25 protein-coding genes and 1 riboswitch are annotated in these 24,504 nt (G+C 27.7%); of the genes, 11 read left to right on the forward strand and 14 right to left on the reverse strand.

Annotated features, from left to right (window positions below; translation table 11 throughout):
• The first annotated feature begins 48 nt into the window (after window positions 1-48).
• Together EDC42_RS01950 and EDC42_RS01955 are read left to right on the forward strand one after the other, a co-directional pair.
• On the forward strand, window positions 49-1,077 hold the full coding sequence (locus EDC42_RS01950; RefSeq protein ID WP_069575773.1) for a DUF1786 domain-containing protein: 1,029 nt from the start codon (window positions 49-51) through the stop codon (window positions 1,075-1,077).
• A gap of 4 nt (window positions 1,078-1,081) precedes the next feature.
• Window positions 1,082-1,741 (forward strand): PHP-associated domain-containing protein, encoded by a 660-nt coding sequence (locus EDC42_RS01955; protein ID WP_069575753.1) that lies wholly within the window; start codon window positions 1,082-1,084, stop codon window positions 1,739-1,741.
• A 10-nt stretch (window positions 1,742-1,751) separates the two neighbouring features.
• Here EDC42_RS01955 and albA read toward each other — a convergent pair whose 3' ends face one another.
• The 6 genes from albA to EDC42_RS01985 form a co-directional block, all read right to left on the reverse strand.
• Window positions 1,752-2,027 (reverse strand): DNA-binding protein Alba, encoded by a 276-nt coding sequence (gene albA, locus EDC42_RS01960; protein WP_069575754.1) that lies wholly within the window; start codon window positions 2,025-2,027, stop codon window positions 1,752-1,754.
• Window positions 2,028-2,223: 196 nt separating this feature from the next.
• Window positions 2,224-3,765: a 2-isopropylmalate synthase gene (locus EDC42_RS01965; RefSeq protein WP_069575755.1), complete on the reverse strand. Its 1,542-nt coding sequence runs from the start codon at window positions 3,763-3,765 to the stop codon at window positions 2,224-2,226.
• Between the two features lie 74 nt (window positions 3,766-3,839).
• Window positions 3,840-5,045 carry an outer membrane protein assembly factor BamB family protein gene (locus tag EDC42_RS01970; protein WP_069575756.1) on the reverse strand — a complete coding sequence of 402 codons (1,206 nt, stop codon included), beginning with the start codon at window positions 5,043-5,045 and terminating at the stop codon, window positions 3,840-3,842.
• An 11-nt stretch (window positions 5,046-5,056) separates the two neighbouring features.
• Window positions 5,057-6,211 carry an ABC transporter permease gene (locus EDC42_RS01975; protein WP_069575757.1) on the reverse strand — a complete coding sequence of 385 codons (1,155 nt, stop codon included), beginning with the start codon at window positions 6,209-6,211 and terminating at the stop codon, window positions 5,057-5,059.
• On the reverse strand, window positions 6,198-7,244 hold the full coding sequence (locus tag EDC42_RS01980) for an ATP-binding cassette domain-containing protein (RefSeq protein ID WP_069575758.1): 1,047 nt from the start codon (window positions 7,242-7,244) through the stop codon (window positions 6,198-6,200). The genes EDC42_RS01975 and EDC42_RS01980 overlap by 14 nt, the downstream gene beginning before the upstream one ends.
• Window positions 7,228-7,635 (reverse strand): PadR family transcriptional regulator, encoded by a 408-nt coding sequence (locus EDC42_RS01985; protein ID WP_069575759.1) that lies wholly within the window; start codon window positions 7,633-7,635, stop codon window positions 7,228-7,230. Before EDC42_RS01985 ends, EDC42_RS01980 begins: the two co-directional genes overlap by 17 nt.
• Window positions 7,636-7,702: 67 nt before the next feature.
• Here EDC42_RS01985 and EDC42_RS01990 point away from each other — a divergent pair, with 67 nt between their 5' ends.
• Window positions 7,703-8,416: a sugar phosphate isomerase/epimerase family protein gene (locus tag EDC42_RS01990; RefSeq protein ID WP_069575760.1), complete on the forward strand. Its 714-nt coding sequence runs from the start codon at window positions 7,703-7,705 to the stop codon at window positions 8,414-8,416.
• 69 nt (window positions 8,417-8,485) lie between these two features.
• Here EDC42_RS01990 and EDC42_RS01995 read toward each other — a convergent pair whose 3' ends face one another.
• Window positions 8,486-9,280 carry an HAD family hydrolase gene (locus EDC42_RS01995; RefSeq protein ID WP_069575761.1) on the reverse strand — a complete coding sequence of 265 codons (795 nt, stop codon included), beginning with the start codon at window positions 9,278-9,280 and terminating at the stop codon, window positions 8,486-8,488.
• Window positions 9,281-9,389: 109 nt separating this feature from the next.
• Here EDC42_RS01995 and gatA point away from each other — a divergent pair, with 109 nt between their 5' ends.
• Window positions 9,390-10,760: an Asp-tRNA(Asn)/Glu-tRNA(Gln) amidotransferase subunit GatA gene (gene gatA, locus EDC42_RS02000; protein ID WP_069575762.1), complete on the forward strand. Its 1,371-nt coding sequence runs from the start codon at window positions 9,390-9,392 to the stop codon at window positions 10,758-10,760.
• A gap of 304 nt (window positions 10,761-11,064) precedes the next feature.
• Window positions 11,065-12,570, forward strand: a complete 1,506-nt coding sequence (locus EDC42_RS02005; RefSeq protein ID WP_069575763.1) for a nucleotide-binding protein — start codon at window positions 11,065-11,067, stop codon at window positions 12,568-12,570.
• 53 nt (window positions 12,571-12,623) lie between these two features.
• On the opposite strand, the gene ribB is transcribed toward EDC42_RS02005, so the two are convergent.
• Window positions 12,624-13,307, reverse strand: coding sequence for a 3,4-dihydroxy-2-butanone-4-phosphate synthase (gene ribB, locus EDC42_RS02010; RefSeq protein ID WP_069575764.1), 684 nt, complete (start codon window positions 13,305-13,307; stop codon window positions 12,624-12,626).
• 53 nt (window positions 13,308-13,360) lie between these two features.
• Window positions 13,361-13,492: riboswitch (FMN riboswitch) on the reverse strand.
• A 39-nt stretch (window positions 13,493-13,531) separates the two neighbouring features.
• Entirely contained in the window at window positions 13,532-13,912 is a 381-nt protein-coding gene (locus EDC42_RS02015; protein WP_069575765.1) for a DUF120 domain-containing protein, read from the reverse strand.
• A 175-nt stretch (window positions 13,913-14,087) separates the two neighbouring features.
• Here EDC42_RS02015 and tfrA point away from each other — a divergent pair, with 175 nt between their 5' ends.
• Window positions 14,088-15,731: a fumarate reductase (CoM/CoB) subunit TfrA gene (gene tfrA, locus EDC42_RS02020; protein ID WP_069575766.1), complete on the forward strand. Its 1,644-nt coding sequence runs from the start codon at window positions 14,088-14,090 to the stop codon at window positions 15,729-15,731.
• On the opposite strand, the gene EDC42_RS02025 is transcribed toward tfrA, so the two are convergent.
• Both EDC42_RS02025 and EDC42_RS02030 read right to left on the reverse strand, forming a co-directional pair.
• Window positions 15,724-17,028 (reverse strand): amidohydrolase family protein, encoded by a 1,305-nt coding sequence (locus EDC42_RS02025; RefSeq protein ID WP_069575767.1) that lies wholly within the window; start codon window positions 17,026-17,028, stop codon window positions 15,724-15,726. The genes tfrA and EDC42_RS02025 overlap by 8 nt on opposite strands.
• Window positions 17,029-17,069: 41 nt before the next feature.
• Window positions 17,070-17,276 carry a histone family protein gene (locus EDC42_RS02030; protein ID WP_069575768.1) on the reverse strand — a complete coding sequence of 69 codons (207 nt, stop codon included), beginning with the start codon at window positions 17,274-17,276 and terminating at the stop codon, window positions 17,070-17,072.
• A gap of 228 nt (window positions 17,277-17,504) precedes the next feature.
• Between EDC42_RS02030 and hisG the strand changes: the two genes are divergently transcribed.
• From hisG to pyrB, 3 genes are read left to right on the forward strand one after another with little or no spacing between them, the layout of a single operon-like run.
• A complete protein-coding gene (gene hisG / locus EDC42_RS02035; RefSeq protein ID WP_069575769.1) occupies window positions 17,505-18,365 on the forward strand; it encodes an ATP phosphoribosyltransferase in 861 nt (286 codons plus the stop codon).
• Window positions 18,362-18,856, forward strand: coding sequence for a flavodoxin domain-containing protein (locus EDC42_RS02040; RefSeq protein ID WP_069575770.1), 495 nt, complete (start codon window positions 18,362-18,364; stop codon window positions 18,854-18,856). The genes hisG and EDC42_RS02040 overlap by 4 nt, the downstream gene beginning before the upstream one ends.
• Window positions 18,849-19,784, forward strand: coding sequence for an aspartate carbamoyltransferase (pyrB, locus tag EDC42_RS02045; RefSeq protein WP_069575774.1), 936 nt, complete (start codon window positions 18,849-18,851; stop codon window positions 19,782-19,784). The genes EDC42_RS02040 and pyrB overlap by 8 nt, the downstream gene beginning before the upstream one ends.
• On the opposite strand, the gene EDC42_RS02050 is transcribed toward pyrB, so the two are convergent.
• A complete protein-coding gene (locus tag EDC42_RS02050; protein WP_069575771.1) occupies window positions 19,777-20,940 on the reverse strand; it encodes a Cdc6/Cdc18 family protein in 1,164 nt (387 codons plus the stop codon). The genes pyrB and EDC42_RS02050 overlap by 8 nt on opposite strands.
• A 646-nt stretch (window positions 20,941-21,586) precedes the next feature.
• Window positions 21,587-22,045, reverse strand: a complete 459-nt coding sequence (locus tag EDC42_RS02055; protein ID WP_069575772.1) for a DUF2299 family protein — start codon at window positions 22,043-22,045, stop codon at window positions 21,587-21,589.
• Between the two features lie 65 nt (window positions 22,046-22,110).
• Between EDC42_RS02055 and EDC42_RS02060 the strand changes: the two genes are divergently transcribed.
• Together EDC42_RS02060 and EDC42_RS02065 are read left to right on the forward strand one after the other, a co-directional pair.
• Window positions 22,111-23,145 (forward strand): cobalamin biosynthesis protein, encoded by a 1,035-nt coding sequence (locus EDC42_RS02060; protein WP_091698521.1) that lies wholly within the window; start codon window positions 22,111-22,113, stop codon window positions 23,143-23,145.
• Window positions 23,142-24,155 (forward strand): cobalt-precorrin 5A hydrolase, encoded by a 1,014-nt coding sequence (locus EDC42_RS02065; protein ID WP_069573663.1) that lies wholly within the window; start codon window positions 23,142-23,144, stop codon window positions 24,153-24,155. Before EDC42_RS02060 ends, EDC42_RS02065 begins: the two co-directional genes overlap by 4 nt.
• 22 nt (window positions 24,156-24,177) lie before the next feature.
• On the opposite strand, the gene EDC42_RS02070 is transcribed toward EDC42_RS02065, so the two are convergent.
• The gene (locus EDC42_RS02070) at window positions 24,178-24,423 is read right to left on the reverse strand and encodes a UPF0147 family protein (protein ID WP_069573661.1); all 246 of its coding nucleotides are present in this window, start codon (window positions 24,421-24,423) and stop codon (window positions 24,178-24,180) included.
• Between the last annotated feature and the right edge of the window lie 81 nt (window positions 24,424-24,504).

Below are 24,504 nucleotides of genomic sequence, written 5' to 3' on the forward strand. Positions count from 1 at the left end.
TAAATGTACACTTTAATTATTAATAATATAAAAAACAATAAAAAAATCATGAGAATTTTAGCTATTGATGTTGGAACAGGGACACAAGACATAATGATTTATGATACAGAAAAAGAATTAGAAAACTCAATTAAATTGGTTCTACCTTCTCCCCATTTATTTATTTCTCAACAAATAAGAGATATAGAAAACGACATTTACTTCGAAGGAGAAATAATGGGAGGTGGAAAAATAAAAAAAAGCATTATAGAACACATCGAAAAAGGATACGAAGTAGTTATGGAACCTACATGTGCTAAAACAATACGTGACAATTTAGAACAAGTTAAATCATTTGGAATTAAAATAGCTGATGAATCAAAAAAGTATAGAAATTATACAAAAATCAAAATGGGTGATATAAACATAACTAAATTATCTAAATTACTATTAGATTATGATTTAGAATTTGATTTTGATAAAATTGCAATTGCAGTACAAGATCATGGGTATAGCGAAAATATGGGTGATAGAGATTTTAGATTTGAAAAAATAAGAGAAAAAATTTCCAAACCAATGTCTCCATTGGAATTCGGATTTACTGATGATTTACCTGAATACTACACAAGAATGAATGCAGTAAGAAGAATTGTTAAACATGAAGGAATAGATGAAATTCCTTTAATTATGGATACAAAATTCGCTTCAATAGCTGGAATGTGTTTTGATGAGGTTGCAGAAAAATTAGAAAGTTATATTGTAATAGATATTGGAAATGGACATACAACAGCAGCATCTATAGATGAAGGTAAAATTCAAGGAGTATTCGAACATCATACATCTAGTTTAACTGGAGAATCACTTGAAAGATACATTAAAAGATTAGCAGATGGAATAATCACCAATGAAGAAGTTTATAACGATCATGGACATGGGGCGCATGTTTTAAATCCAATATCAGAAATTGAAAAAGTAATTGTAAGTGGACCTAAAAGAGAACTAATAGAAAAAACAAATCTTGATTGGCATCATGCTGCTCCCGGTGGAGATGTAATGATGACAGGCACTGTTGGTTTAATAAAAACAATATTAGGATGATTATATGTTTAAAATGGATTCGCATATTCATAGTGAATACTCCTCCGATTCAAATTCAAAAATTGATGATATTTTAAAAAAAGCAAACAAAGAAAATATTAATATAATATCCATAAGTGACCATGATACTGTAGATGGAACTAGTGAAGTTATGAGAAAAACAAGAAATACAGATATACTTGCCATCCCCTCTATAGAAATCTCTTCATCAAAAGGCCATATTCTTGGTTTTGGGTGTGAGGAAAAGATACCTAAAGACTTACCACCTCAAGAAACAATAGACAGAATTCATGATTTAGGAGGTCTTGCAATTATCCCTCATCCATACTGTTTTTACAGACATGGATTATTGTGTAAAAGTGACAATGAAAAATTAAAAATAGATGCTATTGAAACAAAAAATGCTAGATTCATTGTTGGATATTGTAATAGAAAAGCTAGGAAATTATCTATAAAAAAAAATCTACCAGCATTGGGTGCAAGTGATTCACATTATTGGAAATTTGTAGGGGATTGTTATAGTTTAATTGATTGTGAAAAAGATATCGATAGCGTTTTAAAAGCAATCCTAAAAGGAAAGGTTAAAGCATGCGGAAAAGGCACTTCAAATATTTTACTTTCCAAATACCTACTTGAAAAAAATCTTTTAAAGAAATTTAAATAAAAAAGAGCAATTATTCACCCTTTTCAATTAAAATTTCAATAATAGATACATTTGTTTTTTCTTTATTATAATTTTCAACTTCTTCTGTGGAAATTTTAATATCTGTAACATCGGAAGCAGGAACAAACCTATTTCTGACTATTTCAGCAGCATCAACAGCACGACTAATAGCTTTACCCCTGGCTCTGAGAACAACACTATCAGATCCTTCATTAAATTGTGTGACCACAGCTAAAACATAATTCATAACGGGTTTGCTTCCAACAAAAATTGTATTATTCTCCATTTAATGTCACCATATATTATATTAGTTATTAGATGTATATAAAATTTTACATATATTTGCATATTATTTAAACAAAATATTAAAAATAATAAAAATCCAAAAAATAATTAATAATTAAATAAATAAAAATAAAACATAAGTAAGAAAATTAATAAAAAAATTAAAAAAAATATAAAAAATTGAAAAAAATTGAAATTTATAAAATTGACCTATTAATTAACAATAATTTATTAATTGAATCTAAAACAGCCAATATACTTGCCATTACAATATCTTGATTAGTTGAACGGCCAGTTGATTTGTTACCATCAGAATCAGAACTGATAACAAACACTTCAGCTAATGCATCAGTACCACCAGTAATAGCTTCTAAGTTATATTCTTCCAATTCAATATCCATTGTATCCTGAATCAATTCACGAATAGCATTTAAAGCTGCATCAACAGGCCCAACTCCAGTACTTGCAGTTTCTTTTTCAACACCATCAATTTCTAGTTTAACAGTAGCCGTAGGAGAAACATTAGCTCCCATTGAAATACTCAAACCTTTAATAACAATTGGAGTTTCACGTGCAGAAGCAAGTTCTGTAATAGCAATAGCTATTAAATCATCATCCGTAACACATTTACCATTATCCCCTAATGATTTAATATTTTTAAATACCTTGTCAAACTGTTTTTCATTCAAATCTATGTGATGTTCTTTTAATTTAGCCTTAACAGCATTAGCTCCAGTGTGTTTACCTAAAACGATTTTTCTTGAGTGACCAACCATTTCAGGGGACATTGGTTCATAAGTAGAAGCATTATTTAAAATTCCATGAACATGAATTCCGGATTCATGAGCAAATGCATTGTCCCCTACAATTGGTTTATTAACCGGCATTTTAACTCCTGTTAAACGACCAACCAAATTAGATAAGCTGTATAATCTAGTAGTATCTAATCCTAAATCAATATTATAAGCAGATTTAAGAGCCATTACCAATTCTTCTAAAGAACAGTTACCAGTCCTTTCACCTAATCCATTAATTGTTACATGGGCCTGATTGGCACCACATTCAATAGCGGTTAAAGTATTAGCTGTAGCAAGTCCAAAATCATTATGAAAATGAACACTAATCGGAGTTTTAAAATTATTTTTAATATCTGTGATTAACTCACGAGTAACAATGGGAGTTAAAACACCGACAGTGTCGGGAATATCTAAAAAATCAGCACCAGCATCAACAACTTCATTGAATATTTCAAATAGAAAATCTCGTTCAGTTCTTGTTGCATCTTCAGCTGAAAATTCAACAGTAAGGCCATGATCCTTTGCATAGTCAATAGCCACAACTGAAGAGTGAATAATGTCTTCCTTAGATTTTTTAAGTTTATAATCACGATGCAATGGGGAAGTACCAATGAATGTATGAATATAATCCAAATCAGCATCAATGACTGCATCAATGTCTCCTGTTAATGAACGGGCCAAACCGACAAGTCTAGAATCCAGTTCTCTATTTTTAATTCTTTTTGCAGATTCCATTTCTCCAGGAGATGATGCCGGGAACCCAACTTCAATCTTATCTACACCCAAATTATTAAGTTTCTGTGCGATTTGAATTTTTTCATCAACAGTTAAGGCAACACCAGGAGTTTGTTCACCATCTCTCAAAGTAGTATCGAAAATATAAATTTTTTCAGCAAGATTCATATTTTCCTTTTTTAAAGTTTCAATATTTTTTGCATTCATAGTAATTACTTCCCTATACTAATAAATTGATTAATAAATTATTAAATTTTTCATTTTTAAAATATATAGAAAAATTATTTTCTACCTTTTACTTTATGAACAATAACAAGAGCTACAATAACAATAATTATTAAAACAGAAATGGAAAAATACATTTGAGTTGATCCCGGTACCTCATGTTTATCAATATTTAAAGAATATACATTGCCAGAATCATCTCCAAATATCAAACTGTTACCATTAATTACAGGTGATGAATTAATAGCTGAATTAAATAATATTGTTCCTGGATTATATGTAAATTCTTCACTACCAGTATATTTATTCAAAACATACAGATTACCATTATCCGAACCAAAAACAACTAAATTATCCTTAATGGCAGGAGTTGATTGTATTTTACCACCAACTGAATGACTCCATTTTATAGTCCCATCCCTATTATCAATACAAGTTAAATTACCTTCATCAGAACCTATAAAAATATTATTGTCATGATTATCAACAGTAGGTGAAGATAGAACTTTATTATTTAAATCAACTTTCCAATTTAAGGCACCATCCGATTCATTTAAACAATAAATATTGCCGTCATTTGATCCGAAAACAATAGTGTCATTGATAAAACTAGGAGAAGATAAAATTTCATCACCAGTAGTGAATTCCCAATTTTTATCTTTGTCAGTTCCGATACTATACAACTTACAGTTTGTAGATCCAATATAAATTGTATCATCAACTACAATTGGGGAGGATTTAAGTTCTCCATCTAATTTTTTATTAAATACAACTTTTCCATTATCCTTATCAAGTCCGTATAAATGACCATCATCACTTCCAAAGTAAATTGTATCTTTATATAAAAAGGGAGTAGATTCAACATCATCACAATCATAATCCCATATTTCATTATGATTATTTATATTAATAGCTTTAATACCATCTTCAGTTCCAATGAATAATTTATTTGAGTTAATTATTGGTGAAGAATTAGTATTTGATTCTAAATCAAAATCCCAATCTTTTTCTCCTGTTTCCATATTAATAACTTTCAAAATACCCTGGGTAGAAACCACATAAATAAAATCTTTATAAACTGCAGGAGATGAATGAATAGGTGATTCCATATTAAAAGTCCAAAGATTAGTTACAAAATCCGAACTTTCTTCTCTAAATGCATTGTGATCAACTCCACCAGCAAATGAATTCCAATTTGCAGCAGCAATTGGAGAGATTACTAAAAGACAAATCAATATTCCAATAAATAATTTTTTATACATGTTGAAACCTCCTATACGTCCCTATTAAATCTTTTAACACCAATTATAAAGAATAACAATGTAAATCCTAAAAGAACAGCTAAATCTAACCATACATCCCCTAATGTTTGACCTTTAAGCATAATTCCCCTCATTGCATCATTTAAATAAGTAAGAGGGAATATATATGCTAATTTCTGTAGAATCCATGGCATTGTTTCAATAGGATAAAATACACCAGAAATAAACATCATAGGCATTGAAAATGGCATGACCATTTGAACATAATCTTCTTGAGTAGATGTTCTTGCAGACAACATCATTCCAAATCCAACAAAACATAAAGCTCCAACTACAAGGACTATAAAAGTTTGAAGTATACCTCCTTTTATACTAACATTGAAAAGTAATACAGCCATGAAAATTAATATTAAAGCTCTTAATAACTCAATTAGAAGCTTAGCAGCAATTTTACCTCCAATTACAGTTGAAACAGATGTTGGTGTCATGAATAATCTTGCAAGTTCGCCAGTTTCACGTTCACCAGCAATTGTTGCACCCATTCCCATCATACAACTCATCATTACAGTCATACCTAAAATTGCAGGAACTAAAAAGTCAATATACTTAATATTACCATAAATTCTATTAATATGTAAGCTAATATCATCTTTAAAGTTATTAAATGAATTTGATATTGATGGATTAATATTAGCATCTTTATTTTCAACATTAGTTTGGGAAGCAACCATATTTGAGAGTCTAGAGAATATAGCTTGTGTTGATGAATCTAAAATCTGAGAAGCCATTTGATCTGATGAATCCAAATACAAAGTAACCGATTTTTGTTGTGTTGAATTATCGTCATAATCAGATGGCAGTATTATAGCTGCTTTAACTTCACCCGAATCAACACGTTTTTTACCCTCATCCAAATCATCAATAACCTCAATAACCTTATAAGTTTCAGTTGTTTTAATAGTATCTAATGTTAAATCTGTTAAATTACCATGACTTTGTGAAACAACAAGAATTGGTAAATCTGTCATTTCGCCACCCATTCCGTAACCAAAAAGTAAAATCATAATTATAGGAAATGCAATAATAGAAACTAACCTAGCAGGATGTCTTTTAAGACTAAGTACCTCTTTTTTAATCATCCACCAAAATTTTTTAAACTCTAGCATTTTCATCCACCTCGGCAGTTGCTTTAATAAATACATCTTCAAGTGAAGGTTCTTCAGTATAAATAGATTTAATTACACCACCAAAAGAATTAATATCCTTTAAAACATTTTGAACAGCCATGTCATCATAACTATCAATTCTTAAATTAATACGACCATTGTGAGCAATCTCAACAGTTTTCACAAAATCAGATGTTTTAATAGCTTCAATAATTTCTTCATTTTGATTTTTTAAAAGAATAGACATTTTTCTTAAACCAAGATTTCCAATATCTTCTTTAGTAGAAGTTGATATTTTAGTTTCATCAGAAATCTTTCCTAAAGCTTCTGTCATTTTTTTCTTATTAGCTTCTAAAAGAGAATCTTTAAGACCTTGCGGTGTATCATAAGCCACAAGATTACCTGTATTAATGATTCCAACATTATCACAAAGCATATCTACTTCATGCATATCATGTGAACATAAAATTATTGTATGGCCTTCATCATTCAAATCGCGAATTAAATCCCATAAAGTACGTTTAGTAGTAGGGTCTAGGCCAATAGTAGGTTCATCCAAAAATAAAATATCTGGTCTGTGGACTAAACTAGCAACAAGAGATGCTTTTTGCTTTTGACCACCTGAAAGTTGACCAACTCGTTTATTCTTAGCATATTTAATATCAACCAATTCCATTAAATCTTCAATACGAGCATCTCTCTCATCTGATGGAATCCCATAATAGTCAGCGCACATCTGTGAATTTTCCATAACTGTTAAATCCTTGTACAAACTAACTTGTTGAGGAACCATGCCTAAGAGATTTCTAACTTCATCAGGATTTTTTTCTACATCATATCCCCCAACAACAGCTTTGCCAGAAGTCGGTTGGATTAAACAAGTAAGCATTTTAATTGTTGTTGTTTTTCCAGCACCATTTGGACCTAACATTCCGAAAATACTATTATTTGGAATTTTTAAATTAAGAGAATTAACCGCAGTGAAGTTACCGTAAACCTTAGTAAGATTATTAGTTTCAATTGCGTTTTTCATTAATTTCAACCCCCATATCCCCATAAAAATTTAACCATGCGGGATTATTTGAAATAAAATTAATAATAGAACGAATTTTATCTAAGATTATTAATCCTTCATCAGTAATAGAGTAATATTTTACTCTTTTATTATTTTCATTAATATCCCATTCTCCAATGATAAGTCCATTTTTCTCCATTTTTCTCAAAATTGGATAGACTTTACTTGAAGTATTTTTAATTTCATAATTAACATCTTCAAAGTTAAAAAATTCATCTAATTTTTTCATTATCCCATAACCATGAATTTTTTCTTTTGAAATAATCCAAAGAATTAAATTACGGGTTAAACCATTGGAATAATGTTTAATTAACATTGTTTGAGTATCATAAATTTCTTTATCTGTCATATTTCACCATATGTAAAAATTTGATATATGTTAATATTTATTATATAAATCATACTTATATATAAACATGAAGTTAGGTTTTACAACTCTTGCATTATTCATGGAAGATAACAATAAAATAATAGAACTAGCAAAACAGCACGGATTTGAAATAATTGAAATTCTCGGAGAAGATCCATTTTATGAAAAAGATAAAGGAGAATTTAAAAATTGTGGAATAGACATGCGAATTCATGCAGCAACAGTAGACATTAATATTGCAAGCCTAAATAAAGGAATAAGAACTGAAAGTATAAAACAAATGATTCAATGTGGCCATTATGCAGAAAGTATAAATGCAAATACAATAACGCTACATCCCGGAATAATTGGACGTAACGAACCCCGCCTTAGAAAATGGGCACTTGAAATTGCAGTTGAAAGTATTGGAAAAATAATTGATAACACAAATATTGAAATATCAATTGAAAATATGCCAGTTAGAGGTAAATTTTTAGGAAATAAAGTTGAAGAAATTGAAATGATTCAAGAAGAAACAGGTTGCAGCTTAACAATAGATACTGGGCATGGAAACACTTGTGGAAACTTAGAAGAAATGTTAAATTTAAAAAATATAAGTTATTGTCATTTAAATGATAATAATGGTGTTAAAGACCAACACATTACATTAGGTGAGGGTACACTTGATTTAAATTTACTTAAAAAAATAGATACAGCAATTATTGAGCTAAATAATTTTAATAATATTTTAAAGAGTAAAAAAGTTATTGAAAACTTATAAAATTATTTTTTTAAAGGTTATTAGTTATAAATTATAACTTATAAGTTAAATTATTATAAAAAATAATCATTAAAAATCAATCATAGTAACTTCAAAAATATCCTCAATGATATGGTCAGTTTTATCCATTACTTTAGGAGATATCTCTTCCTGTTGTTCTATTGTTAATACGCTAACATCAGCATTTTTAAAAGCTAATAAATCATTAATACCATCCCCAACCATCATGACTTTATATCCACTATCTTTTAGGATAGAAACAACTTCACATTTACCCCTTGTTGAAACAGTTCCAAAAGCATTATCTTCTGGAATATCAAGCAGGTTAGCCAGTCTATTAATAGCTCCTTTTCGATCACCTGAAGCAATAAATATTTCAATTCCACGTGATTTTAAAGTTTCAATTGTTTCAAAAACCTTAGGAAAAAATTTACCAGCAGACGTTATAGTATATGCAATAACCCCTAAATCCATATCAACGATTAATGCAGATCCATTGCATAGTTCCATATTAGGAACTTTATCTCTTAAAATATCAAAACCATCAGTAATATCTGCTATGGTAGCAGATTTTTCATTATCAATAATCTCTTTAACTTCAGCTTTAGAAATAGGATTTGTTGAAAAGCTGACATCAAAATCAATGTTATATTCTCTAATAACACCAGAAATTAAGGTATTCTGATCTAAATCTAATAATTTATTTGTATTAAACTGAAGTACAACTAAAGCTAAAGCATCAGCAGCATCAATTAAATCTAATGAATTAATATCTGTGAATAAATTACCATTTAAAACATCTTTAATAACTCTATACCTTTCAATTAATGTTCCAGAATTATCAAATACAACAGCTTTCTTCATGATTAATTATAGTTAGAAAATAATATTTAAAATTATTTAAAAAAAGCAAGTTTATTAACCTTAAAAAATAAATTATTAATATTACAAATTACGATTATTAGGTGTTTTAATGAATGTTATTGAAAAGTTAAACTCCATTAAAAATGGAGAAATAACAGCTAAAGAAAATGTTGAAAACTTCATTAAAGTTATTGACGAAAATAACGAAAGTATTAATGCATTTATTGAATTAAACTATGAAAATGCGTTAAAACAAGCAGATGTTATTGACGCAAAAATAGCTAACGGAGAAGATGTTGGTGCTTTAGCTGGAATAGTATTTGGTATTAAAGCAAACATTAATGTTGAAGATTTAATCATTTCAGCAGCTTCAAAAACTTTGGAAAATTACATTGGAAGTTACAATGCAACTGTTGTTAAAGAAATTTTAGATGAAGATGGGATTATCATCGGTATTTTAAATATGGATGAATTTGCAGCAGGAAGTTCAACTGAAACTTCATACTACGGACCTACACAAAACCCAGCGGCAATGGGAAGAATTCCAGGAGGTTCATCTGGAGGATGTGCAGCAGCAATTGCAGGTAAAATGTGTGATATTTCAATTGGATCTGATACTGGCGGATCTATAAGAAATCCAGCATCTCATTGTGGTGTAATTGGATTTAAACCAACTTATGGTGCAGTTTCAAGACAAGGATTACTTGACTTATCCATGAGTTTAGATCAAATTGGACCTCTCTCAAATGACGTAAGTGGTATTGCACTCACATTAAATACTATTGCAAAATACGATGAAACTGAATGTACTACCTTAAACTGGGATAAACCAGATTTTACCAATGTATTAGATGATACCAGCTTAAAAGGTATGAAAATTGCAGTATGTAAAGAATTCATTGATGTAACTGATGATGAAATTAACAAAACTGTAAACCAAGCTATCAATAAATTAGTTGAAGCAGGTGCTGAACTTGTTGAAGTAAGCTTTGATTACATTAACTTATGTTTACCAACATATTACTTAATTAACTATGTAGAATTCTTTTCTGCAACTAGAAAATATGATGGAAGAGAGTATGGTTCTAGAATCGAAGAAGTGTGTGGAGATGAAGTACTTAGAAGAATAAAAATAGGTTCTCACATTGCAGAAGCTGAGTTTAGTGGTAAATACTACAAACAAGCATTAAAAGCAAGATCTGTAATCAGATCTGAAATTACCTCAATGCTTGAAAATGTGGATTTAATTGTAGGACCAACTGTGCCTAAACTTCCTCATGAAATTGGTGCTGAATTAGAACCAATGGAAATGTATGCTTACGATATTTTAACTGTAATTGCTAATTTAGCCGGTATTCCAGCAGCAAGCATACCTGCAGGTGAAGTAGATGGTATTCCTGTAGGATTACAATTACAAGCAAAACCATTAGATGATTTAAAAATTATTAAAGCAATGAGTGTTTTCGAAAACACTCAATAAACTCTTTTTTAAAAAATGAATTCAAAAGAAATATACGATAATTATTAGTGATATTGTAACTGGAAATCCACAATATCAAAACCTAATCTATTAACTATTTTAAAAAATATTAATCTACAATTTCTGTTTTTGATCAGGGTCTTTAAAAGTTGAAGAAAGTAAAAGAAGATAAACGGATTTGCATAATGATGTTTGTAAATTATGCATTGCAGAACAATTAGATTCTTAAAATAATTACACTTGAAATGGACCTCTAAAAATATAATATTTATAAAGTACAATAGATTATCAAGAGGTTATTTTTATGACAAGAATTGGGCTTGTTTATGTTAATGGAGCTGTTCCGGGATTTGAAGATTTTGGAAATTTACCAACAGATATTGTTAAAGAAAATGGACTTATTGATGGATTTAAAGCTAGTAATGAATTAGATGCATTAATTATTCCTGGAGGAACACTTATTGAGTCAAATGACATCAACATGGATCTAAATACTGAAATTAAAAAAATGGCTAGTGATGGAAAGCCAGTTATTGGAATTTGTGCTGGTTTTCAGCTATTATCAAATCAAATAGATATTGGGAGAAAATCACCAGTACCAATTGTTAAAGAAGGTCTTGGAATAATTGATGTTAACTTTTCACCATTAATTACAAGTGATCGTGTTAAAGCCAAAGTATTTAATAACTCTTTTTTAGTTAAAGGTCAAAAAGAAGATGTTGATGGTTTTCATACTCACACTTATGGTAAAGTTGAAGGAGATGCTAAACCATTGTTTTATTCACAAGTTCAAAGAATGAATTATGGTGATACAAACAAAAATGGAGAATACAATATATTTTCAGGTGCTTGTAATGATGATGGCAATGTTATTGGCACAATGATTCATGGAATATTAGATGAAAATCCAATTCTTATAAAAAACCTATTAGAACAAATAGATGCTGCAAATATTGATGACATATACAGTAGAAACATTGAAATTAAAAAATATTTGCAAAGTGAAGTTGGAATTAACACTAACATTAAAGTTCCTAAATTAGATATAAAATGCAAAAAACCTAAATATTTAATGATTGGAAGTAACGGATCCGATTCTGGAAAAACATTTATTGTAACTGGCCTTGCAGGAGCTTTAAGAAGAAGAGGATATAAAGTTGCACTGCTTAAGATAGGTCCAGATGTACGTGATATTATACCAGGATTATATTTGACAAAAGGAAAAATGGAAAAATTTTCATCTATAAAGATTGGTCATTTAGGTTGGAGTGATATTGAATCTACAATATCAAAACTTAATTCATCAAACTATGATATTGTTTTAATTGAAGGAGTAATGAGTGTATTTACTGGCCTTTTAAATGAAAAAGTACCATTTTCAGCAGCAGAAATTGCAATGTCTTCAAAAATACCAATGATATTGATTTCAGGTGTTAATAAAGGTGGAATAGAATCTGCTGCAGTTGATTTAGTTTCTCATTCTAATATGCTTGAAAAATTTGGAATTCCTGTAAAAGCAATATTACTCAACAAAGTATACAGTGAAGATATTTTCAACGAAGTAATACCTTATATTAAGAATAACACCACTGTTGATACAGTTTTAAAATTACCAAAAATAAAATCAGCAGATATGAGGGGATTTATTCCAGAAGTTGAGATAAGATATGAATTATTTACCAATCATGCAATGGATTTGATTGAAAATAACTTAAATATTGATGAAATAATAAATATGGCTCGTGAAGTAGAATTTGAAAAAATATACAATTTTAATGAAATTAAAAATAAAATGGTTAATGGTTCTTAATAAGTCAACAGCCCATTTATAATATATTGCAGAAAAAGCTAATAAAAATTAGCTTAATCCTCTAAATATTTATTAATGATGTCTTCGCCTTTAAGTAATATTAATCCATTTTCTTGTGCAAATTTACGAGCATCAGCAACAGATGTAGCTTGTCCAGTTTCACCATCCATCATTTCACAAACTACACAAACTGGAGTAACACCAGCCATTTCACATAAAGCCAGACCTATTTCAGTATGTCCTCTTCTATTTTTAACAAGTCCATCTGCTCCTCTTAAAAGACATACATGACCCGGTGATCTGAAAGTAGATCCGAATTCATCAAATCTTCCTTCTTTCATCATTATAGCACATTCACTAATTGTCATTGCTCTGTCATGATCTGTTACACCTGTGAATGATTTTCTGTGATTCACCCAAATTGAAAATGAAGATCTTTCATCATACGGAATGTCATTTGGTGCAAGTTTAGCTAATTCTGGGTATTTTTCACTTGCAGCTTCCATAATATCAACCATGAAAGGTAAATGAATTTCATCACAAAAATCAGAGTGTATGCAATTACAGATTAATCCACCTGCATTATCTCTCATTGTAGCAATAGATTTAGGGGTTACAAATTCAGAAGCGATAATCATATCCACTTCTCCTTCCCTATCATCATCATCAAAAACTAGTACGAATTCACCATTTCTAATAGCTTCTAAAGCTTTATCTAAATTTGTTTCTTGATTCATAGTAATATCTCCTTTATAATACTAGAACCAGGGCTAAAAATAACTAATTGCTTATTTCTTCTCTTTCATCCGGACTATAACCGTCGGTTTTGGAATCTCACCAAATCAACACAGATGTGCTCATGGACTTATTTTTTTAAAAAATCACCACCGGTGGAGAATTTCACTCCGCCCTGAGAACGTGATTGATAAATATATAAATTATATATAAAAAGTTTTACTATTTAATTTTGAAATTCAAGAGATACAATATCCCCATCATTTAAAGCTAATTCATCTCTTAACTTATTTTTTGAAATAAATTCTAAATAATTCTCTTCATGGGTAGTTTTTGCAGGAAATACAATAGCTCCATCAATATTATCATTCAATTTAGCTTTAATATATTTTACAGCTCCAAATCCTTTATCTGGCTTAATTAAATTTTTACAATTATTTTTTATTTCATTTATTTCATCTAAATAATTATCACTAACAATAACATTTAATGTTCCTGGGAAAGGAACAAAACCTAAATTTTTCTTAAATTCATTTGTATAAAATTCTTGTGATAAAAAATATGCTGCTTTTCCTAAACCAGTTGTAACTTCACCATCAATTTTCATGAAATAGCCTCTAATTAAATTACATAATATCAAATACTATTTAAATAATATTGAAATAAATTAATCTAATTCAATATTATAACTTAATATATTTTTACTTTATAAATATTTTCGAAGTAATTTATTTAACAATTGAAAAATAAATTACTAATTATTAAATTTGCAGGGTAATAAAATGAAAATAAAAACTATTTCAACAGATGTATTAATTATAGGATCTGGTGGAGCAGGTTCAAGAGCAGCTATTGAAGTTGATAATGCTGGATTAAAAGCAATAATTGTATCAAAAGGTCTTTCATTTAGATCTGGTTGTACTGGAATGGCGGAAGGTGGATACAATGCAGTATTTAAAACAGTGGATAAAGATGATTCAAAGGAAGCTCATATTTATGATACACTTAAAGGTGGAAGTTATCTTAACGATGAAAAACTTGTAGAAATTCTTGTTAATGAATCACCACAAAGATTAATAGATTTAGAAAATTATGGTGCTTTATTCGATCGCCAAGAATCAGGTGAAATAGATCAAAGACCTTTTGGTGGACAAACCTACAGAAGAACTTGTTATCAAGGAGATAGAACTGGTGCTGAATTATTAAATGCTCTTAAAGAAGAAATCATTAAAAGAGATATTGAATGCATTGAAGAAGTGATGATTACATCCCTCATAACTGATAAAAATCAGGTTATTGGTGCAACTGGTCTTGATTTAAAAGATTCTAGTTTAATTTACTTTAAAGCAAAATCAACAATCCTTGCTAGTGGAGGTGCTGGACAATTATACCCTGTAACATCAAATACCTTCCAAAAAAATGGAGATGGTTATGCAATAGCTTACAAAGCTGGAGCTAAATTAATTGATATGGAACAAGTTCAATTCCATCCAACTGGTATGGTTGCTCCTGAATCCAAAAAAGGAGTACTAGTAACAGAAGCTGTAAGGGCTGAAGGTGGAAAATTATTAAATAAAGACGGTGCCAGATTTATGAGAAAATATGCACCTGAAAAAATGGAATTAGCTACCCGTGATATTGTTGCCCGTTCAATTTACCAAGAAATAATTGAAGGTAGAGGAACTGAAAAAGGTGGAGTATATCTTGATATTTCACACTTAGATGATGACTATATAGATGAAAAACTTGAAACAATGGTTTTGCAATTCAATAATGTCAGTATTGATATTAAACATGAACCAATTGAAGTGGCACCAACTGCACATCACTTTATGGGCGGTTTGAAAATAAATACGGATGCATCTACATCACTAAGGAACTTATTTGGTGCTGGTGAAGTTTGTGGAGGAGTCCATGGTGCAAATCGTTTAGGTGGAAATGCATTAGCTGACACTCAGGTATTTGGAAAAATTGCTGGTGAAAGTGCAAGTAAAGCATGTGCAGATACAGAAATTAAAACAGATTATGAACAAGTCAAAAGAGAATCTTCCAGAATTGAAAATTTGATTAAAAAAGGTAATATCAAACCACAAAAATTCAAAGAGAATATTAAAAACTTAATGTGGGAAAAAGTAGCTATAGTAAGAGATGAAAAAACATTGAATGAAGGTTTAAAAGATCTCCAAGATATGCAAAAAGAATTAAATAACTTAGATGTTAGCGATAAAAAGCAATACAACACCGAATTAGTGACTGCACTTGAAGTAATAAATATGGTTGAAATTTGTATTTTAATTGTAAAATCTGCAATATTACGTAGAGAAAGTAGAGGATCACACTTTAGGTCTGATTTCCCTGAAAGTAAAGATGAATGGAAAAAAAGTATTATATTTAATAAAGACAAAATAGAATTTGAAGCTAGATAGCTTCTTTTAATTCTTTTATTGCTTGTCTAGCTTTTTGATAAATTTCACCTTCATCTAAAACAGTTAATTTCTTATTTTCCATTAATATTTTACCATCACAAATAGTTGTATCAACATTCAAACCATTTGCGGAGTAAATAATGTTTGAACTTAAAGAAGAACTGTCTGGAATCATATTAGCTGAATTAGTGTCAATTAAAATAATATCTGCTTTTTTACCAACCTCTATAGAACCAATTTCAGATTCAAGACCTAACGTCTCAGCACCTTTAATAGTTCCCATAGATAAGGTTTCATCTGAAGTCAAAACTTTAGGATCCAAAGTAGAAACTTTTTGAAGTAAGGAAGCTGTTTTTAATTCTTCAATTAAATCTAAATTATTATTTGAAGAAGCACCATCAGTTCCAATGGAAACACAAATATCATTTTCAATTAATTTTGAAACTGGAGCAATTCCTGAAGCTAATTTCATGTTACTACATGGATTATGTGAAATTTTTACATTATTTTTCTTAATAATTTCAATTTCATTATCACTTAACCATACACAATGTGCAGCAACAACATCAGGGCCTAAAAATCCAATTTTATCCAAATATTCAAAAGGTCTTAAACCTTTTTCAGATGAAATATCTACAATTTCTTTTTGAGTTTCAGAAACATGAATATGAATACCCATATCATATTCATCGGCCAGCTCACGTACTTGGATTAATAACTCTTCAGAAGCAGTGTAAGGTGAATGTGGTCCTAAGAAAACTTTAATTCTCCCATTTCCCATTCCCTCGCAAGATTTAAATAATTCTAAATTTTCATTTATTTCATTTTTTCTTTTATCTTCATCACCAAAATCAATCATACCATATGATAAAACAGCCCTAATTCCTGATTCATCAACAGCACGAGCAACATCTTCCATGTAGAAATACATATCAGAAAAAGTAGTTGTTCCTGATTTAATAAGTTCAACAGCACCTAAAAGAGCCCCAATATAACAGTAATCTCCATTAAGATTAGCTTCCATCGGCCATATATAATCATTTAACCAACTATCCAAACTTAAATCATCAGCTAAACCTCTAAATAATGTCATGGACAAATGAGTATGAGTATTGATTAATCCCGGAAGTAAAATTTTACCAGTTGCATCTATAATTTTACTGACATTACTCTCATCAATATCTGGTGAAATTTCAGCAATTAAATTATCTTTAATTAAAATAGACTGTTTATTTTCAAAATTTGTATTTGGACTTAAAATTAATGCATTTTTAATTAAAATAGTATTATCATTCATAATAACACCTAAAAAATAAAAAAAGAAAGCTATAAAACTATTTATAAGTTTTTGATAGCTAATTTGATATCTTCTGCTTTTACAGTTTTACGTTTAGCGATTTTAGCTACAGCATTTGCTTCTTTAGCTACATTACGAGCAACATCTTCTAAGTATGCTGCTAATTCAGCTTTAGCATCTTCACTAACTCTTTCTGCACCAGATTCTTTAATGATCCTTGCAACAGGAGCTTTTGGTATTTCAGACATATTATTTCACCTCACAATAGTTCATTAAAACTTATGATTATAAATCTAAAATCATAAGTTAAATAACAATATAAGATAACTTAATATTTAAATATTTGGTATAAATTAAGGTATTATCTTAAAATAAGAATTAATTATTAAAATAAATAAGAAAATAATAATAAAAAAATACTTATTTATAAAATAAATTTATAAAATAATATAAGAAAAAAAATTTGAGAAGATATGATGAAAATTAAAATTGCAATACCATCGAAAGGAAGAATAAGTGAACCTTCTATAAACATTTTAGAAAAAGCAGGTTTAGGGTTAATTGATAAAAATAATAGAAAACTAATTTCAAAAACATTTAATGAAGATATAGAAGTTATGTTTGCAAGAGCATCTGATATTCCAGAATTTGTCAATGATGGAGTTGCAGATATGGGAATAACAGGTGTTGATTTAATTAATGAAAATGAAGCAGATGTTATAGAATTACTTGACTTAAGATTTGGTCAAACAAAATTAGTTTTAGCAGCTCCAGAAGAATCAAATATAAATTCAGTTGATGATATTACAGAAGAAATGAAAGTCGCTACTGAATTTCCAGTATTAACTAAAAAATACCTAGATAAAAAAGGTTTAAGTTTAAAAATTGTTAAACTAAGCGGATCAACAGAAGCTGCACCATTTATTGGAATTGCTGATTTGATTACTGATTTAACAAGTACTGGAACAACTTTAAAAATGAATCATCTACAAATAATTGATAATATTTTAGATAGCACAATTAAACTTATTGGAAATAAATATAGTTTAAAAAATAAAAAAGAATTAATTGAAGCCGTTAGTACAAGTATTAAAGGAGTTCTTGACGCTGAACGTAAAAAATTAATTATGATGAATGTGAAAAATGATGATTTGGATAAAGTTAAAGAAGTAATGCCTTCCATGGGAGGTTTAACAATATCTGAAGTATTATCAAATGAAAAAACTGTTGCTGTTCAAGCAGTTATTGATGAAAAAGAAGTATTTGAACTTGTAAACTGTTTAAGGAATGCTGGTGCAAAAGATATTCTTGTAGTACCAATTGAAAGAATAATATGAAAATTGGAATAATATATTCTACTTCAAAAAAATCTACAAAAAAAGCTTGTAAAATATTAGCTAGTAAAATTAACACTGATGTACAATTAATACCTATTGAAAAAGCAAAAACAACATGCATTTTAAAATATAATTTCATCATATTCATTGCTTCTGCATATAACGGTAAATTTCAGAGTAGTTTAAAAAGATATATTATTAGAAATATTAAAACAATAAAAGAAAAACCAATTGCACTGGTCATTAATAGTGAAGAAAATATTAATACAGAAGACATATTTAATAAAATATTTACAGAAGAATTAGTAAATTCATCATGTATTAACTCAAATTTTGGATATGAATTAAATATTAATGAAGGAAATTTTTTTGAAAAAATAAAAACAAAAAATAAAATTAAAAATAAAGAAAACCTTCCAAGTTTAAACATTGATGAAATCAATAAATTTAGTGATTATATAAACAATTTGATTGAAAAAAGGGTTGATTAAAATTTTTAGATTAAAAAACATAATTTCAGTGAAAGATTTTGAAAGAAAAGATATTGAATATATACTAGATGAAGCATCAAAATTAGAAAATATTGCCAAATCTAGAGAAATATCTGAAGAGCTTAAAGGAAAAATTCTTGGATTAATGTTTTTTGAACCTTCAACAAGGACTAAAATGTCATTTGAAACATCCATGAAACGTTTAAGTGGAGAATGTATTGGATTTGAAAATAGTGGATCTAGTTCCGTGTCTAAAGGTGAAAGTATTGCAGATACGGCAAAAATGTTTGAAGGATATTGTGACGCATTAGTTATAAGACATGAACTTGAAGGAGTATCAAAATTTATATCAGATATTGTAGATGTACCTGTAATTAATGCAGGTGATGGTGCTGGTCAACACCCTACACAAACATTATTGGATTTATATACTATTAAAAATGAAATCGGTGAAATTGATAATTTAAAAATAGCATTAATTGGTGATTTAAAATTTGGTCGTACAGTTCATTCATTAACACATGCTTTAGGTTTATTTAAAAATATTAAAATATATTTAATATCACCTCCTGAGCTTAAAATGCCTCAAGAAGTTCTTCATGATTTGAACAAAACCAATGTAGAATATAAAGAAATCGGTTCAATTGAAGAAATAATTGATGATGTAAACGTTTTATATGTAACTAGAATACAAAAAGAACGTTTTGCAGATATTAATGATTATTTAAAAATAAAAGGTGCATATATTATTAATAAAAACATGCTTGAAGGTAAAGATTTAATTATTATGCATCCTTTACCAAGAATTGATGAAATAGATACTAATGTTGATAATACAAAATATAATAAGTATTTTACACAAGCTGCTAATGCTGTTCCTGTGAGAATGGCCATTTTAAAAACATTAATAAAAAACAACCCTAAATAGAAAATAAGGTTGTTTCAAGTAATGTTTCATCACATTGAAGTTTAATAATATTAGTTCTTCCTTTTCCACGACCGCGTGAGATTGTATTAGTGGAAATAATTCCTAACATTTCAAGTTCATTAATAAAGTCAAATATTCTTCTGTAAGTAACTGCATCTTTTTTATATAAATCTGTATAAGCTTCATATAATTTACCAGATGTAATTTCTTCTTTTTGTTTTGTTAAATTTAAAATAGATTCTAAAACTCTTTGTTGTTGAAGTGGTAAAGTGGATATAATTTCAATAACTTTATTGTGTTCTATTTTATCTTTTGCTCTTTTTACATGATTATTTGTAACTTTTTCTGAATCTTCATCAAAAGCTAATTCACCAGCATTTTTAAGTAAGTCAAGAGCATACCTTGCATCACCTTCCTCTTTAGCGGCCATTGCTGAACATAATGGAATAACATCATTTTCCAATACATTTTCATTAAAAGATAATTCTGCCCTTTCTTTTAAAATATCAGATAATTGATCTGCACCATAAGGAGGAAATACTATCTCTTTATCATTTAAACTACTTGTAACCCTAGATTTAATCAAATTTTTAAAATCTAAATAATTACTTATACATAATACAGAAACATTTTCTGTTCTTGTAAGAGTGTATAAAATTCCATCCCCATCTTTATCAAGTAAAATATCAATTTCATCTAAAATAACAATTAAATGTAACTTTTTACCAAATGCATTTGTTTTAAAAATGTCTCTAAATGTATTTACAACTTCACCTTTTGTCCAACCACGATTTGGAACATCACGTCCAAGTTTATTACATAATTCTGCAATTACCTGATATTCAGTTGTATAATCAGTACATCTAATATATTCAACTTTAACAAAAATATTCTTTTTACGAGCAATATCAATTAATTGTTCACGGGCAAATTTTGATGCAGCTGTTTTACCTGTTCCTGTTTTACCATATAAAGTAACATTAGACGGAGTTACATTGCTTAAAACATCAATCCAATTTTTTGCAATTTGCCTAATTTGTTCTTCTCTGTGAACTAATTTATCAGGTAACCATCTATGATCTAAAGGACGTTTATCTTTAAATATAGTAGGCCCTTGTGTTTCATCATTTTCTAAATCTTCAAAAATATTTGACATATATCCACCATAAAAATTTATAAAAAAATTAGAGTATAATTTCCAGTGTTAATAATATAAAATATATCCTAAATAAACATTTTTATTACAATTTTATAAAAATGTAATAAAATTAATAAAATTATAAAAAATTAAATTGATAAAAATAAATTAAATTAAATAAAACAAAATAAAAATTAATTAAATATAATAATAATTATTAAAATTTACTTAAATAAAAAAATATCCTATTAAATAAGATTAAAATTTAAATATGAAATAGTACTATTTCAAATATAATATAACAATTTCAAGTGTAAAATTACATGATAAAAAACAAAATTAAAGTATATTCAATGAACTGAACATTATTTTTTAAAAAAATTATCATGATTTTAAATTAAGAGAGAGACATGAATTTCAAGTGTAACTAAATTTTGCAAAAAACAAAAATCAAGACATGAGTTTCAAGTGTAAAAATTTTAGAAAAATTAAATATAAATTTGAATTAAAAAACAAAGAAAAATGAGATTATAGAATAAAAAATCAAGTGCAAAAAATAGAGATAAATTTCAAATGTTTACACTTGAAATATACCTCTTCATTCTTAATATACATTCGGAAATGTTATACTTGAAATGTACCTCTCTCTCTTTAAATTAGTATATTATTTTATGGGTGAAAAAGAAGGATTATTAAATTTTTTTTCAATTAACCAAATACAATGTAATTTTGATTTAAAAACTCTTTTTATAGTTTTAATAAAGTTATCTTTAGTTAATCCATCTTCAAATATTTGATCAGTGATAATAAACTGTTGTAACATTTCGTCATGAATTTGAAGTTCATAGTCAACTAAAAAATTATTTAATCCAAAATTTAATTCTAAAATAAAATCTTTTTTAGTTTTTAAATCTGCTGAAACCATCAAATTAATATGTTCTTGTGAAACTTGTGTTGCACATGCAAAAACAATACAATCTTTTTGTTTCGGTTTTACAATATCTATTATATTGTCTTTTGGAAATTCAATAATAAAATGAAAATCAGCGTTTTCATCAAACTTCATTTCACGTAACATGTCTTCATCAAGTAACCATTTTTCAATTGTTTTTTCATTAATCATAATATCATCATCAATTAAAGAAATATAATAAATTATTTATTTTTTTATATTATATATAATAAATCATGGTGTATAATGAATTAATAAATAATATAAATTTAATAAATATAAATAATATTATTTCATTTTATTTATTTCTATTTATAATATTTGCATTATTACTTTCACTTGTAATAGATGTCTTATTTGGTGAACTTCCAGGAAAAATACACCCTGTTGTAATAATGGGTTCATTGATTAATTTTTTTAAAAAAAAATTTATTAATATTAAAAATTGGGCATCTGGTTTGATGCTTGTTTTATGTACTAGTGTTATTTCAAGTGTATTATTATTAATAATTTATACTATTATTAAAAATAATATTATTTTATTATTTTTAGTATTTTCAATTCTTTTATCTTCAACATTTTCTGTTAAAATGCTTTTACAAACAGCAATTGATGTTAAAAATGATTTAGATAATGATATTAAAAAAGCAAGAAAATCAGTTTCATATTTAGTTAGTAGAAACACGGAAGATTTATCTGAATGTTTCATTGTTTCTGCAGTTATTGAAAGTTTAACTGAAAATATAACTGATTCTTATGTTGCACCAATTTTTTATTATATTATTTTTGCAATATTCATTTTATTTTATCCAGTTCATTTGAAATTGTATTTATTATTGTTAGTACCAATGTTATATAGACTTTCAAATACGCATGATGCAATGCTTGGATATAAAACACAGGAATTAATCTATATTGGTTTTTTACCTGCAAAAATAGATGATATTTTAAATTATATTCCTTCAAGAATCGCAGGTTTATTTATTGTTATGTCTGCATATTTACTTAATTTAGATGGGAAAAATAGTTTTAAAATAATGATGAGAGATGCTAGAAAATGCCCATCTCCAAATTCAGGTTATACAATGGCATCAACAGCAGGAGCATTAAATATTCAATTGATAAAAAAAGATACATACATTTTAGGAGATAATAATAAAATAATCACTGCTAATGACATTTCAAGTGCTGTTAAATTATCTAAATTATCAATTATTTTATTTACATTAACAATTATTTGTTTATTTATATTAATTTATGTGATATTATGAAATTAGCGATTATATCTGTTTCAAATAAAGGTCAAAAATTAGCTTTTAAATTAAAAGAAAAATTAAATGAGGATTCAACTATATTGAAAGTAGATTTATATCATAAAAATGTTAAAAAATATTTTCAAATATTATTTTATGAATATGATGCAATAATAGCAATAATGGCTTCTGGAATTTTAATTAGAACAATTGCCCCTTTAATAGAATCTAAAGTTACTGATCCGGCTATTTTAAATATTGATGATAATGGTAATTTTGTTATTTCTACTTTGTCAGGTCATCTTGGGGGTGCTAATAAATTAACAGATAAAATTGCTAATTTAATCGATGCAATACCTGTTATTACAACATCTACTGATGTTAATAAAAAATTAGGAATAGATATTTTAGCAAAAGATCTTTATTTGTCAATTAATAATACAAAGGAAATATTGTTTTTTAACAAATCAATTCTTGAGGGCGAACAACTTAATTTTACAATTAATCCAAATAAAAATTTTGATTATTTATTTAATTATTTGAAAAATATTACACTTGAAATAGATGTCTCTTTTTCTTATTCAAATAATATTAATACAGATGAAATACATGTTAAATTAGATAATCATAAAATAATCTTAAAAGAAAGAAAAATTGTTGTTGGAATTGGTTGTAGACGTGGAAAAGAATGTTCTGATATATATAAAAGTTTAATAAAATCAATAAACGAGTTAAACATTGATAAATCACGAATTAACATGTTTTCATCAGCTGAAATAAAAAAAAATGAACAAGGGATATTAGAACTTTCAGATAAATTAAATATACCTGTTAATTTTGTTGAATTAGATAAATTAAAACTTTTTGAATCAAATGATATTCAAAAATCGGAATTTGTATATTCAAAATTTGGTATTTATGGTGTATGTGAACCTTCAGCATTAATCACGGCAGGTTTTGATTCAAAATTAATATATAAAAAAACATCCTATGATGGTGTTACAATATCTATTGCACTTTCAAAATAAGTAATAAAAAATAAAAAAGGAATTAGATTGATTCTAATTTAGACAAAACTTCCCAAATTAATGTTCTTGCATGAACAGGGATGTTTGGATCATTACTAATTTCATCTAATTTTCCTAAAACAGTACTTATTTTTACAGATTGATCTTGTTCTTCATCTTTTAATAAAGTACTGGATTTTCCTGCAGCCTCTCTAATGTTACGAGGTACAGTGTTGTTATCTGCGATATATTCAAGTATTTCACAAACTTCGTCAATTTGACTACTCATAATACTCCCTCCAAAACGTGTTATTAAAAACAGTTAATAAAATTATTAATATCTATATTTGTTTGTAATCTCTTTAAATAT

Origin of the sequence: Methanobrevibacter gottschalkii DSM 11977 (genome assembly GCF_003814835.1) — an archaeon.
Lineage (GTDB): Archaea > Methanobacteriota > Methanobacteria > Methanobacteriales > Methanobacteriaceae > Methanocatella > Methanocatella gottschalkii.